Origin of the sequence: Collimonas fungivorans (assembly GCF_028292705.1) — a bacterium.
Classification (GTDB): Bacteria; Pseudomonadota; Gammaproteobacteria; order Burkholderiales; family Burkholderiaceae_D; genus Collimonas; species Collimonas fungivorans_B.
Window position 1 is genome coordinate 1 of record NZ_JAQGLV010000098.1, and the last position, 12,958, is coordinate 12,958.

At 60.3% G+C, this 12,958-nt stretch carries 14 protein-coding genes; 7 read left to right on the forward strand and 7 right to left on the reverse strand.

Features of this window, described 5'->3' with window-relative positions:
* A partial coding sequence (locus JWQ61_RS04940; RefSeq protein ID WP_304359537.1) for an aldose epimerase family protein occupies positions 1-825 on the forward strand: 825 nt, incomplete at its 5' end.
* Between the two features lie 96 nt (positions 826-921).
* Positions 922-1,176 (forward strand): hypothetical protein, encoded by a 255-nt coding sequence (locus JWQ61_RS04945; protein ID WP_304359538.1) that lies wholly within the window; start codon positions 922-924, stop codon positions 1,174-1,176.
* A 142-nt stretch (positions 1,177-1,318) separates the two neighbouring features.
* Here the strand turns inward: JWQ61_RS04945 and JWQ61_RS04950 are convergent, their stop codons facing one another.
* Entirely contained in the window at positions 1,319-3,502 is a 2,184-nt protein-coding gene (locus JWQ61_RS04950) for a phosphocholine-specific phospholipase C (RefSeq protein WP_304359539.1), read from the reverse strand.
* A 362-nt stretch (positions 3,503-3,864) separates the two neighbouring features.
* Here JWQ61_RS04950 and JWQ61_RS04955 point away from each other — a divergent pair, with 362 nt between their 5' ends.
* Entirely contained in the window at positions 3,865-4,626 is a 762-nt protein-coding gene (locus JWQ61_RS04955; RefSeq protein WP_304359540.1) for a metallophosphoesterase, read from the forward strand.
* Between the two features lie 27 nt (positions 4,627-4,653).
* Here the strand turns inward: JWQ61_RS04955 and JWQ61_RS04960 are convergent, their stop codons facing one another.
* Positions 4,654-5,670 (reverse strand): NAD(P)-dependent alcohol dehydrogenase, encoded by a 1,017-nt coding sequence (locus JWQ61_RS04960; RefSeq protein WP_304359541.1) that lies wholly within the window; start codon positions 5,668-5,670, stop codon positions 4,654-4,656.
* A gap of 144 nt (positions 5,671-5,814) precedes the next feature.
* Here JWQ61_RS04960 and JWQ61_RS04965 point away from each other — a divergent pair, with 144 nt between their 5' ends.
* The gene (locus JWQ61_RS04965; RefSeq protein WP_304359542.1) at positions 5,815-6,810 is read left to right on the forward strand and encodes a LysR family transcriptional regulator; all 996 of its coding nucleotides are present in this window, start codon (positions 5,815-5,817) and stop codon (positions 6,808-6,810) included.
* Here JWQ61_RS04965 and JWQ61_RS04970 read toward each other — a convergent pair.
* Both JWQ61_RS04970 and JWQ61_RS04975 read right to left on the reverse strand, forming a co-directional pair.
* Positions 6,755-7,081 (reverse strand): AzlD domain-containing protein, encoded by a 327-nt coding sequence (locus JWQ61_RS04970; RefSeq protein WP_304359549.1) that lies wholly within the window; start codon positions 7,079-7,081, stop codon positions 6,755-6,757. The genes JWQ61_RS04965 and JWQ61_RS04970 overlap by 56 nt on opposite strands.
* A complete protein-coding gene (locus tag JWQ61_RS04975; protein ID WP_304359543.1) occupies positions 7,081-7,812 on the reverse strand; it encodes an AzlC family ABC transporter permease in 732 nt (243 codons plus the stop codon). Before JWQ61_RS04975 ends, JWQ61_RS04970 begins: the two co-directional genes overlap by 1 nt.
* 65 nt (positions 7,813-7,877) lie before the next feature.
* Between JWQ61_RS04975 and JWQ61_RS04980 the strand changes: the two genes are divergently transcribed.
* Positions 7,878-8,576, forward strand: coding sequence for an aspartate/glutamate racemase family protein (locus JWQ61_RS04980; RefSeq protein WP_304359544.1), 699 nt, complete (start codon positions 7,878-7,880; stop codon positions 8,574-8,576).
* 42 nt (positions 8,577-8,618) lie between these two features.
* Here JWQ61_RS04980 and JWQ61_RS04985 read toward each other — a convergent pair whose 3' ends face one another.
* On the reverse strand, positions 8,619-8,942 hold the full coding sequence (locus JWQ61_RS04985; RefSeq protein ID WP_304359545.1) for a hypothetical protein: 324 nt from the start codon (positions 8,940-8,942) through the stop codon (positions 8,619-8,621).
* 769 nt (positions 8,943-9,711) lie between these two features.
* Between JWQ61_RS04985 and JWQ61_RS04990 the strand changes: the two genes are divergently transcribed.
* The gene (locus tag JWQ61_RS04990; protein WP_304359546.1) at positions 9,712-10,578 is read left to right on the forward strand and encodes a Crp/Fnr family transcriptional regulator; all 867 of its coding nucleotides are present in this window, start codon (positions 9,712-9,714) and stop codon (positions 10,576-10,578) included.
* A 180-nt stretch (positions 10,579-10,758) separates the two neighbouring features.
* Positions 10,759-12,153, forward strand: coding sequence for a CHASE3 domain-containing protein (locus JWQ61_RS04995; protein WP_304359547.1), 1,395 nt, complete (start codon positions 10,759-10,761; stop codon positions 12,151-12,153).
* A 14-nt stretch (positions 12,154-12,167) separates the two neighbouring features.
* On the opposite strand, the gene JWQ61_RS05000 is transcribed toward JWQ61_RS04995, so the two are convergent.
* On the reverse strand, positions 12,168-12,317 hold the full coding sequence (locus tag JWQ61_RS05000) for a lmo0937 family membrane protein (RefSeq protein WP_120234972.1): 150 nt from the start codon (positions 12,315-12,317) through the stop codon (positions 12,168-12,170).
* A gap of 258 nt (positions 12,318-12,575) precedes the next feature.
* Positions 12,576-12,958: prolyl oligopeptidase family serine peptidase (locus JWQ61_RS05005; RefSeq protein ID WP_304359548.1), on the reverse strand; the 383-nt coding region annotated here is incomplete at its 5' end.

The window sequence follows — 12,958 nt, forward strand, 5'->3', positions numbered from 1 at the left end:
GCCAAGGGCCGCTTCACGGTGGACGGCGCCGAGTACCTGGTCGACCGCAACAACGGCGACAATCACCTGCACGGCGGCGACACCGGCTTCCATCTGGCCCAATGGCGCGCCGAGCCGGGCCCGGACGGCTTGCGGCTGACGCTGGAATCGCCGGACGGCGACGGCGGTTTTCCCGGCCACGTGCTGGCTTCGGTCCTCTACAGCCTCGACGACGACGGCCGCCTGAGCATCGACTATAGCGCCACCAGCGATGCGCCGACGCCGCTCAACCTGACTTCGCACGGCTACTTCAACCTGAACGGCGGCAGCAGCGACATCTACGATCACATCCTGGCGATCGCCGCCGACCAGTACCTGCAAATCGACGGCCAGCTGATCCCGACCGGCGCCGCCGACGTCGCCGGCAGCGCCCTCGACTTCCGTCAGCCGGCGCCGATCGGCCCGCGCCTGGCCTGGCCCGACACCCAGCTCAAGCTGGCCGGCGGCTTCGACCATTGCTACTGCCTGCGCCCGCAGGACGGCGCGGCTGTGCCGGGCCAGGGCCGCAGCGCGCAGCCATTAAGGGAAGTGGCGACTGTCTACGATCCCGGCTCCGGCCGCCAGCTGTCGGTGGCGACCACCGAGAACGGCTTGCAGTTCTACAGCGGGAATTTCCTGGAAGGCATACAAGGCCGCGGCGCCAAACCCTATGCGATACACGACGGCTTCTGCCTGGAAGCGCAAGCCTATCCCGACCAGGTCAACGGCGCCGACGCCGAAGCCGTGATCCTGCGGCCCGGCCAGGTATATCGCCAGACCACGACTTACCAAATATCGGTGCGCTGACAAGCAACTACGGAAAAGCGTAGAATAAAGTCCGCCCGCACCTGGCCGCCAGGTGCGGGCGCTCGTATGGCGCAGATATATTGGGAAGAGAGATAGATGACAAAACAAAACGGAGCCGAACCGCTTATCAGCGAGATTGAGTATTACATGATGATTGTCGAGTTCGACATGTTATGGAACCGCAATACCACCGCGCAAGAACAGCTGCGCATGGAACACATGATCGGGCTGATCAACGCATTTGAAGCAGGACACACATTCCTGATGCCGCAAATGCAAGTCCAAACCGGACTGGGACTGACCGGACTGGGACTGGAAAGCAGGAATAAAGAAGGGCCTACAACAATGTAGGCCCTTTTTCTTTTGTAGCTCGCTCTTCCTTTACGTCTGCTGTCTTTTCCTCACTAGCGCTTTCATCGGGCAAATTCCCAGTCTTCTTCTGCAGCAAATTTCACAACAGCAGCAAACCGTTCAATCCCCGCTGATTTCCTGGTCAGGTGGCCGCCATCGCCGGATCACTCACGCCGTGTGCGCCGGTTTCCATGCGCCCGGCAAAACGCCGGCTGAAACCGCCGACCGGCACCGTCGCTGTCAGGTCATACCAGTTACCCTGGCTGCCGATCGGCCAATGCTGGTCGAGCTGCATGCGGGCCGGCACATGGAAAGTCCAGGGACCTGCCTTGCGGTAAGCATTGGCCTTGACAGTCACGATGCAAGATCTTTCGCCGCGGTTGGCCATCGTCAGGCAGATCCGCTTAGTGAAGATATCGTAGCTGATTTTCACTTCAGGTTCGGCTGAGCCATCCACTGTAAGCACTGCCAGATTGCCCTGGAACGCGCGATGGAAACCGTTCGGTCCCAGCACCCACAAATCGTAGGCGCCGCGATCGGCTTCCAGGTCCCAGCTGTCTTGCCATTCGCGACCGGCTTCCAGCGCGTAACGGCGCGGCACCCGGTCCAGGTGCAGGCGATCGTAGACATGGAATACCGCGGCGGCGCGGCCGGTATTGCGGAAAGTCAGGTTGATCTTGCTGTTCCTGGTGTCGACGCGGGCGCTGGCGTGCAGCTCGTAAGGCAATGCACGCGAGGGCCGGACGCCGGCTGCCTGCATCGGAAACACCTGGGTGCCTTCGGCCGGCAAGGCGACCTGCTGCAGTTTTTCCTGCTGGGCGCGCACCGCATCGGCCTCTGCCCGGCTGCGCTTCGGCAGCGTCGGCAAGACTTCGTGATTCGGATTGACGAAGTTGAAAGCCGACAGCAGATCGCCGCAGACCGCGCGCCGGAATGGCGTGATGTTTTCTTCCTTGACATGGAAACGGGCTTCAAGGAAACGTAGCACCGAGGTGTGGTCGAACACTTGCGAATTGACCCAGCCGCCGCGGCTCCATGGCGAAATCACGTACATAGGCACGCGCGGGCCGGGGCCGTACGGACGGTTTTCGTAAGTAGCCGATGCCGCCTTGGAAAAATATTCGCCATCTGTCGAGATCGAAGAATGGCCGGCCAGCTCGCTGCCTTCGTAGCCTGGCGCGCATGGCGGCGGCACGTGGTCGAAGAAACCGTCGTTCTCGTCGAAGTTGACCAGCAATACCGTTTTGCTCCACACCGCCGGATTGGCAGTCAGGGCATTCAGCACTTCCTGGATATACCAGGCGCCCTGCACCGGGCTGGATGGACCCGGATGCTCGCTGTAGTCTGCCGGGGCGACGATCCAGGATACCTGCGGCAGCGTGCCGGCGCCGATATCTTCCCGCAAGGCAGCCAGGAAACCGCCGTCCGGCATGGTGTTGGCCACGCCCTTGAGCAGCGGGTCGACGCTGTCGTCGCTGGGCAGGTAAGCCGGATAGGGAGAACCGTCGACGGCATTGCCACGCTTTTCATTGGCCTTGCGATAGGCAACAAAACCGGCCAGCGGATTGTCGGTGAAATTGTCCGGCATGTTTTCGTAGACCTTCCACGACACGCCTTCTTTTTGCAGGCGCTCCGGATAGGTTTTCCAGCTGTAGCTGGCTGCGCTGCCGGACGCTTCCAGGTGATCCTGGCTGTTGTCGATGACCGGGCCGCCGTTCTTGCCCTTGGGATCGATGTTGCCGGTCCAGTGGAATACCCGGTTAGGATTGGTGCCGCCGTGGAACGAGCAGTGGTAGGCGTCGCACACCGTGAAGGCATTCGCCAGCGCGAACTGGAAATCCAGCTCGGCCGAGGTGTAATAACCCATCGACTGGGTCTGTTTGTAGGTAGGCCAGTTGGCCATGCGCCCCAGGTCCCAGGCGTCTTGCGCGTTATCGTAGAAATGGCTGGTGCCGTTGACGCGCTGGGCGTTGCCGATCTTGCTGTCCAGGTGATACGGCAGGATCACGCGCGACTGCTTGGTGGTCTTGTCGGTGTAGGTCTGCTGCATCACGTTGCGCTTGCCGGCCAGCGGGATCGGGAAACGGTCGCCGAAGCCGCGTACGCCGTTGAGCATGCCGAAATAATGGTCGAAAGAGCGGTTTTCCTGCATCAGGATCACCACATGCTCGACGTCGCGGATGGTGCCGGTCTTGTTGTTGGCGGGGATAGCCAGCGCCTTGCGGATCGCTTCCGGGAAGGCGGCATTGGCGGTGGCCGAATAAGCTGTGGCGGCGAGCGCAGTGCCGGCTGTGCGCAAGAAATGGCGTCGGTCTTTCTTGGTCATGATGATCCTGTTCTTTCCTTATTGGGATAGGCTTGGCTTGGGAAGGGAATGTGCAGCGGAGAGACGGCGCAAGGCCGGATTGCTGGAAAACAGGGCTGGTGATGCCATCGACAGTTGTTTGATTCCGGCCATGTAATTACCGCCACGCATCTTTTGAATGTATCGAAGTATTGCGGCGAAATATTTCAGGCGTATGAAGGTTTGATGACCGTTCTGTAACGATTGAAGATGGCGGGATTCCCGACTGTTTATGGCCTGCGTTGCTTAGTTCCCGCACTTTCGGTAAGCTGCTCTGCACCGTAACGGAGGCCCATCAGCTTTCTGAATCGCCCTCGTGAACAACCGGAACGTTTAGCCACACCGTGAAAATCTCATTGATCTCGGACCTGCACCTGTCGGTGCACCCCATGACAGCCCCGGACACCGATGCCGACGTGGTGGTGCTGGCCGGCGACATCTGGCGGCCGGTGGAAGCCATGCAATGGGCCAGGCAGTTTTCCGTGCCGACGATTTTTGTGCCGGGCAATCATGAGTTTTACGGAAACGACCTGGTCAGCACCATGCGCGATCTCAGGAGCGCAGCGCTGGGCAGCCAGGTGCATATCCTGCAGAAACAGGTGCTGTTGCTGGGCGGCGTGCGTTTTCTTGGCTGCACCTTGTGGACAGATTTCCGCTTCTTCAGCAGCCCGGAACAACGCGAACCGGGCCTGAAGCAGGCAACCGAACTGGTCAGGGATTTTTCACGGATACGCGTATCGCCGGATTTTCCCGATACGTTTACGCCGGCCATATCGCAAATGCTGTTCGACGACACGGTAACCTGGCTGGAGCAGCAGTTCGCACAGCCGCATGACGGCCCTACCGTGGTCATCAGCCATCACGCCCCCGACCAGCGCAGCGTCCATGAACGTTTTGCCGGATCGGCGCTGAATGCCTGCTTCGTGTCCGAGCTGGAACAACGCATCCTGGCATGGCAGCCCGCATTCTGGCTGCATGGCCATATGCACGACAGCTCGGATTACCGGATCGGCGCGACCCGGGTGCTATGCAATCCTCGCGGTTATGCACGGGGCGGCAATGCGGAAAATGCCAGCTTCGATCCCTGCCTGACATTTTCCGTTTGAGCCCGGCTGTATAGCCGGGTTATCGACTTATTTGGCGACTTCAATCACCACTTTGCCGAAGTGGCCGGCCTGTTCCAGGTAGGCATAAGCTTCACGCGCCTGCTGGAACGGAAACACCTTGTCCACCACCGGCTGTATCGCCGCCACTTCCACGAACCGGTTGAGATCCTCCAGCATCTCGCGGCTGCCGACAAAAATGCCCGACAAACGTTTGGCGCCGCCGATCAGGGCGAACGGATCGAGCTCGCCGCCGAAACCGCTGACGCCGCCGATGATGGCAATCGTGCCGCCCATCCTGGTGCTGCGGATGGAGCGCGCCAGCGTGCCCTGGCCGCCGACCTCCAGCACCAGGTCGACGCCGGCGCCGCCATTGAGGCGCAGCACTTCATCTTGCCATTCCGGCGTATTGCGGTAATTGATGGTGGCGCTGGCGCCCAGGGCGCGTGCGCGCTCCAGCTTGGCGTCGCTGGACGAGGTGATGATGGTGCGCAAGCCGGCCGCCTTGGCCAGCTGCAGCGCCCAGATCGAAACGCCGCCGGTGCCCAGCAGCAGCACGCTGTCGCCGGCCCTGAGGCCGCCTTCGACAAACAAGGCGTTCCAGGCGGTGACGCCAGCGCACGGCAAGGTCGCGGCCTGGATGTAGTCCAGGTGCGGCGGAATCGCCACCCAGGATTCTTCGCCCAGCACCACTTCTTCGGCCAGCACGCCGTCGGTGACGGCGCCAAGCGCGCGGGCGGTGTTAAGCGGAGTCGGCGCGCCGCTGATCCAGTCCGGGAAAAACGAGCCGGCAACCCGGTCGCCGACCCGGAAGCGGCTCACTGCGGCCCCTATTTCGATCACTTCGCCGGCGCCGTCCGAACCTGGAATCACCGGTTTGTCGCCAGTGCTGAGATAAGTGCCGTCGGCGATCATCAAGTCGCGGTAATTGAGCGACACCGCATGCATACGGACACGTACCTGATGCGCTGCCAGCGGCGCACTGTCGCGCTGGGTCCGTTCCAGTCCTGCAATCTTTTGCCCTGCCTGAATTTGATAAGCCTGCATGGAAATCTCCTGTTCGTTTCACACACCATCTGTGCCTGGCCGCCGCAATGTCAGCGGCGGGATTGGCTGTTATGATATAGGTTCTTAATTTTCCTCAGTGGCGGTATTTTTTACTTAGTATGTAGCGCAAATGGATACAATAAAATGAGTGATCGCTTGCATGGCATCAGTGCTTTCGTCGAGGCCGTAGAAGCCGGCAGCTTTGCGCTGGCGGCGGAACGCATGCGCCTGACCCGCTCGGCGGTGGGCAAGAGCATCGCGCGGCTGGAGCAGCGCCTGGGCGTGCGCCTGTTTCAAAGGACCACGCGCAGCCAGAGCCTGACCGAAGACGGCCAGGCGTATTACGAACGTTGCGTGCGCGCGCTGGCGGAACTCGATGCCGGCGCCTCGGCGCTGGACAACGGCAAAAGCGAAGCTATCGGGCGTTTGCGCGTCAGCGTGCCAGTGCTGTTCGGCCGTCATTGCGTGGCGCCGGTGCTGCTGGCCTTGGCGCGGCGCCACCCGCGGCTGACGATCGAAATTTCATTCAGCGACCGGGTGGAAGATCTGGTGGAAGAAAAATACGATCTGGCGATACGCGTCGGCAGCCCGCCCGACAGCGCCACCCTGGTCGCGCGCCGCCTCGCCACGCAAGACATGTCGATCTGCGCCGCGCCCTCTTACCTGGCGGCGCACGGCAAGCCTGCCAACGTGGCGGAGATGAGCCGGCATGTGGGCATTGCCTATGGCCGCGCCGGCCGCCTGGAGCCTTGGCGCGTACGCGACAGCGCCGGCCAGGTACACAAGCCGCAAGTGGATATCCGCCTGGTGTTCGACGACCTGCAAGCCATCGCCGATGCCGCGGTAGCCGGCGCCGGGCTGGCCTGGCTGCCTTGCTGGCTGATGTCGAAACATGCCGCCGCCGGCGAACTGGTGCTGGTGATCGACAGCGAAAGCGTGCTGCCTACCGAAATCCATGTGGTGTGGCCGCAGTCGCGTTACCTGCCGACCAAGACGCGGGTGGCGATCGACGCCCTGGTTGCGGAAATTCCGCCGATGATGGGCCACATGCAACGCCCAAAATCTGCGGCGAACGGCAAACCGGCTAGTGTCCCAGCACCCCGAACTGCCAGGCAAAAAACACCAGCAATCCAACCATGATGGTCAACAGCTGCCGCCGCGTGGCGGCGCACACCAGAACTGCGGCGACGGCGGCGATCAGCTGCGGATTGCGCCAGCTCAGCTCAAGGCCCTGATTGTGCGGCGCCAGCACCATCGGTACGATGATCGCCGTCAGCACGGTAACCGGCACAAAGGCCAGCGCTTCCTTCAGCCAGATCGGAAAGGCGGCGCGCTCGCCGAGCATGAAGATCGCCGCCTTGATGAATACCGTGATCAGCGCCATGCCGATGATCATCCAGCTGTAGTACATCATGCCTTGCTCCCTTTCTCGGCTGCGCGGCGGAGCGCTTGCCAGTGCGAGAGCGCCAGGCCGACGCCGACGCCGGCCAGGATCGCCGCCAGCAGCCCCAGTTTATAAGGCAGGTCACGCAGGAACCAGGCGAAGGCGCCAGCGGCCACCGCGGCAGCCAGCTGCGGCAAACGAAACAGTTGCGGCACCACGATCGCGATGAATGTCGCCACCATCGCGAAATCCAGTCCGAGGGTCTGCAATTGCGGGAACGCCGTGCCGAACAGCAGGCCGAGCAAGGTCCACAGCTGCCAGTTGCCGTACATCGACAAACCCGATCCCAGGAAATACCAATGCCCCTGCGGCGTGTGCGCGTGCTTCAGGTAGTAGGCGTTCATCACGGCGAAGGTTTCATCGGTCAGCAGGAAACCGAGCAGGAAGCGCCAGCGCGCCGGCAAATGGCTGACGTGCGGCAGCAGGGTCGCCGCATACAGCATGTGGCGCAGGTTGACGATGAAGGTGGCCATCCAGATCACCAGCAAACCGACCTGCCCCGCCGCCAGGCCGACCGCAATGAACTGGCTGGAGCCGGCGAACACGCCGAGCGACATCAGCTGGCCTTGCCACGGAACCAGCGGACCGGCGGCAACCAGCGCGCCGAAAATCACGCCGAACGGCGCCGCGCCGACCATCATCGGGATGGTGTCGCGGGCGCCGGCGGCAAAACTGGACAGGGAAGTGGGATGCGGCATAAGCTATTCCTTTGTGATGCCGGAATAGTAATGGCAAACGTCAATTTTCACCACCGGGAGTTTGTTTGAAAACAATAGGCCTTATCGGCGGCATGAGCTGGGAATCGACCGTGCCCTACTACCGCCAGATCAACGAGGCGGTCAAGCAGCAGCTGGGCGGGCTGCACTCTGCAAAGATCATTCTTTACAGCGTCGATTTCCACGAGATAGAACGCCTGCAGCATGCCGGCGACTGGGACGCCGCCGGCGCCAGGATGGCTGACGCGGCGCAGGCGCTGGAGCGGGCCGGCGCCGACTTCCTGGTGCTGTGCACCAACACCATGCACAAGGTCGCTGCCGCGATCGAAGCTGCGGCCGCCATTCCCTTGTTCCATATCGCCGACCCCACCGCCGATGAAATCAAGCAGGCAGGTTTGTCGAAGATAGGGCTGCTAGGCACCCGCTTCACCATGGAGCAGGCGTTCTACAAAGACCGCCTGCAGGAACGCCACGGCCTGCAGATATTGACGCCCGGGCAGGAAGACCGCGAGGTGGTCCATCGCATCATCTACGACGAGCTTTGCCTGGGTCGAGTGGCCGAGGCATCGCGCGCGGAATATCGCAGGGTGATTGCAAGCCTGGTCGCGCAAGGAGCACAAGCGATCATCCTTGGCTGCACCGAGATCTCGCTGCTGATCGGCGCCGCGGATTCGACGGTGCCGTTGTTCGACACCACCAGCATCCATGCACGCAAAGCCGCGGACTGGGCGCTCGCCGCAACATGATGTTTGCGGCGACAGCACCCTTGGCCGGAGGCGGACAGTTTTTTATTTAGGTATGGGATCGGTTGCCATGGCCTTGTCGCGGGCCTCGGTCGATTCCTGTTTCTGTTCTTTCAAATCCGATTTCGCTTCCGCTTTTTCCACTTTCATGTTCGCCTTCGCGGTTTTTTTCTTGGCCTTGTAATCTGCCTTGGCTTCGCTGTCGGCTTGCCGTTTTTGCACCAGCGGATCGGTCGAGGTGGCGCGTGTATCGGCGCTGACGGCCGGTGCGGGAGCCGCGTCTTCGGCAGGCGCCGTGGTTTGCGCCTGGGCCAGGTTGATGCATAGCAGCGCCGAAGCAGTCAGCATGAGGGTGTGAATGTTTTTCATGGCAAGTCCTTTGTAAAGATGAGCTTGGGGTCAGGTGCGAACAGTTGGCGCCGATGCAAATACGCCGTGCCGACAGACCGCAAGATCGATTTATCGTACCGACACGCAATCAAGGTTAATGGCAAATCCGGATCAGTTTTGTGCGCTAGGCAACTTAGCGCATCGACCCTGAAAATCTGCGCTATCCCTTTCTGCATGCGGCTTTCCGGCCGATTTGCAGCTCTATGGCGGACATGGCCAGGCACTAAAACTACAGATTCAAACTTTACATTCGCGGAATTTTGCACAAAGATATAAGCGTCAGCAGTTCATTTTTCATTTTTTGATGGTGGCGGTTTTGACATGCTGGCCCCCATTCGATGGAGAGAATATGTTACTTAAACACACACTTATCGTTACAGCAATTGCCATGATCGCGGTCAGCGGGTGTAAAAAAACGGATGACCCTAATGCTCCTGCAACAGCCACTCCTCCGGCAACACAGCAAGCAATGCCTCCAGTCGCTCCGCCAGCCCCCGCCCCGTCGGCTCCTGACGCTACGCCGGCCGCACCGGCCACGCCAGCTGCATCGGGTGCCAGTTCCGGCAGCTAGCAGACCGCGGTTGGCGCCACAGGGCGTCAACCGCATTTTTTCAAGGCTGGATGCCTATCCGGACTTGCCCTTGTGTCAGTGCATTCCTACAGCAGAAGAAGACAAGCGCTGATTTCGAAAATCCCCTTCCAGTGCAATGATCAATACACAGCAGTACAAACCACATCCTCTAAGGAGATGGCGATGTCTTACGTATTGAACAATTGCGACACTCTGAAAAAGGGCGCGAAAAATAACGCAGCGGTACTGTCGGTTCTGCGCCGGGAAAGCGCGGGCGAACTGATCCAGCCCGGCACGCAAAACCTCACCTCGCTCCGCATTGCCGGCCTGTATGGCCACAACCCCTTGCAAAACCACATACTCGATGCCCTGCCGCCGGAAGATTTCAGGCGCTTGCTGCCGCACCTGGAATTTGTCGCGATGCCGTTCGGCATGACGGTATGCGAAGCGGACAGCCAGATACGCCATATCTATTTCCTCACTAGCAGCATCATTTCCCTGCTCCATGACATGAAAGACGGCAGCTCGGCCGAAACCGCCGTGATCGGCAACGAGGGCGCGCTGGGCGTCACCCTGTTCATGGGCGGCGGCAAGAGCCTGAACCGGGCGACCGTGAAAAGCGCAGGTTACGGATTCCGCCTCAAGGCCAGCATCCTGGCGGAAGAGTTCGCCCGCGGCGGCGCCTTGCAGCAATTGCTGCTGCGCTATACCCAGACCCTGCTGGCGCAAATGTCGCAAACCGCCGTGTGCAACCGCCATCACAGCGTGCCGCAGCAGTTGTGCCGCACCCTGCTGCTGACGCTGGACCGCCTGCCTGGCAACGAAATCAGCGTTACGCAAAGCTCAATAGCCGCGATGCTGGGCGTGCGGCGCGAATCCATCGCTGAAGCGGCCGGCAAGCTGCAAGAAGACGGCCTGATCCAATACGCGCGCGGACACCTGACCGTGCTGGACCGGGACGGCCTGGAAGCGCGGGCTTGCGAATGTTACCTGGGACTGAAGCACGACTATCACGACACGCTCAGCGAGAAAAAGGTCTCATAGGACATCATCCGGCATTCACCTACCTCCGTTTTCCCCTGGCATGCCCGTCAAGGGCGCCTCAGGCACCGCTTGTACGCAGGCGCCGTTGAGGTACACTTGGCTGGCGCCGGGACGAAAAGAGAGGCTTCCACATACTTTTTTCCGACAGGAAATCGATATTCCACTGCCAATGAAAAGATTGTGAAAAGAACATTCCATCATTCTTTGCCAGCTTTCATCACGATCATCTTCGCCCTCTGCGCTGTCATCCTGGTCGGCAACGCCATCAGCCTCTATAACAACCTGCTGTCCCTGCGAAACACCACCAGCTGGATAGAACATTCCTGGGATGTAAAAGACCGCCTGAAAAACGTCAATGTGCTGATCATGGACGCGGAAAGCAGCTTGCGCGGCTATTATTTATCCGGCAATAAAACCTACTTGGGCCCCTGGCTGACAGCCCAGGAAAAAATCGATCCCGAATTCAAGGCGATGGCTGAACTGCTGAAGGACAATCCAGTGCAGAGCAAAAGCCTGGGCGAACTGAAAACGCTGTTCGACAAAAAAATCCAGCTGATGAAGGAAGGCCTCGCCGCATTCAACGACGGCGGGCTGGACCAGATAGTGATGCTGGCGAAAACTGCGGAAGGCCGCAGCACCATGGATGAAATCCGCCTGCAGGTGGTCATCATGGAAAGCGAAGAGAATGCCCTGCTGGCTACGCGCAGCGGCAGTTTCTACCAGCGCTACCGGATTGCGGTGGCGGTAGGCATGGCGATCAATATCATGGCCCTGCTGGTGCTGGTCTTGTTTTACCAGCTGATCGCCCGCAGTTTTTTCAAAAGGCTGGCGGCAGAACGGCAACTGAAAGCCAGCAACGAACATCTTGAAGCGCGTGTCCTGGCCCGTACGGAACAGCTGTCGATTTTGTCGCACCACCTGATCAATGTGGCGGAACAGGAAAAGGCCAAGCTGGCGCGCGAGCTGCACGATGAACTGGGTTCCAACCTTACTGTGCTCGCCATGGATATTTCGATGGTGACCGAAAAGCTAAGGCAGATCCAGCCGGAACTGGCTGAACGCCTGCAGCGCGCCAGCGCCACGATCAAGACCACGATCGGCCTGAAACGCCGCATCATAGAAAATTTGCGGCCCAGCGTTTTGGATACCATGGGATTGGCGGCTTCTTTGATGGAACAGGCCAGCGAATTTGAAAATATCAGCAGCCTGCGGGTGAATACCGATATCTCCGAGGAGTTTGACAAAATCGATCCGTCCGCGGCGATTGCCCTGTTCCGCGTTGCCCAGGAGGCCCTGACCAATGTCGCCAAATATGCGCAGGCGACGCAGGTCTGGATCACGCTGCAAGCCGCGGACCAAGGCCTGCGCCTGCTGATTGCCGATGACGGCATCGGCATTACAGCGGACGCGTTGAAAAAATCGAAATCGCATGGCGTGATCGGCATGCGCGAACGGATGCTGCTGCTTGGCGGCAACTTGACGGTGACCCCTGCCGCAAACGGCAGGGGCACCATGATCGATGCCTATCTCCCGTTCAACCAGTCGGCGACTCAAGCTGACGCCGCCGCCGAATAAGAACGGGAGCGGCCCTACATGGGTTTTTGCCCGTTGATAACCCGCAGAAGCACCATGATGATGGCGACCACCAGCAAAATATGGATGAAGCCGCCGATTGTATAAGACGTGACCAGGCCAATCAGCCACAAGATGACAAGTACTACAGCGATGGTATACAGCATGGCTGCCTCCGTTCTTGATATTGTCCCACCAGGATTACCTTGTCCGCCGTGAACGGCAGGCGAGGGCAACGGCCCGCTTCGAGGACAGCGCTATCTGTACCTCGTTGCGCAAGAGTCCGTGAACAAATCGTAGTATCGGAAGAGTCGCACTGATATCAGAACAATGCTGATAACTGTGTAGGAAAGAATGAAGCAACTCGCCAAGTTGCCACAGCGGCCGGCTGGCATGGCCCGCCAGCCGCTGTTATCTGGATGCCGTCAGTCGGCCGACGGTTCAGGCGGATTGCCGGCCACCGCACCCGGCGCCAGGCGCATGTCGAGCACCTTGGTCAAAAAACCCCAGCGGTCGGCCACTTCCTCGATCTGCTTCGAGGTCGGCTTGCCGGCGCCATGCCCGGCCTTGGTGTCGATGCGGATCAGCACCGGCGCCGCGCCCGCCTGGTCGGCCTGCTCGGTGGCGGCGAACTTGAAGCTGTGGGCCGGCACCACGCGGTCATCATGGTCGGCGGTGGTTACCAGCGTGGCCGGATAGCAGGTGCCCGGCTTCAGGTTGTGCAGCGGCGAGTAGGCATACAAGGCTTTGAATTCGTCAGCGTTATCGGAAGAGCCGTAGTCCGAAGTCCAGCCCCAGCCGATGGTGA